Source organism: Bacillus sp. BP-3 (genome assembly GCF_028401955.1).
Lineage (GTDB): Bacteria > Bacillota > Bacilli > Bacillales > Bacillaceae_G > Bacillus_A.
Genome location: NZ_JAQOTJ010000009.1, coordinates 19,110 through 19,413, shown reverse-complemented (window position 1 = coordinate 19,413; position 304 = coordinate 19,110). Strand labels below are relative to the sequence as shown.

General features: G+C 40.8%; 1 protein-coding gene. It reads left to right on the top strand.

The genetic code is table 11. The features are described from left to right. Positions 1-19 precede the first annotated feature (19 nt). On the top strand, positions 20-304 hold a 285-nt coding region (locus tag PLX19_RS15085), incomplete at its 3' end, for a methylglyoxal synthase (RefSeq protein WP_272189497.1).

Here is a 304-nt window from a genome sequence, read left to right as displayed (position 1 = left end):
CTAAAGGGGAAAAATGAAGATGAAGATTGCCTTAATTGCCCATGATAAAAAGAAAAATGATATGGTCTCATTTGCGTACGCATACCAGCCTATTTTAGAAAGGCATATGTTGTTTGCAACAGGAACGACAGGTCTTCGAATTATGGAGGCGACAGGTATGTCTGTGACAAGATACCAATCTGGTCCACTTGGTGGAGATCAGGAAATTGGTGCAATGATTGCAAAAAATGACTTAGATATGGTGATCTTCTTCCGTGATCCGTTGACATCACAGCCACATGAACCTGATGTGAATGCACTTCTT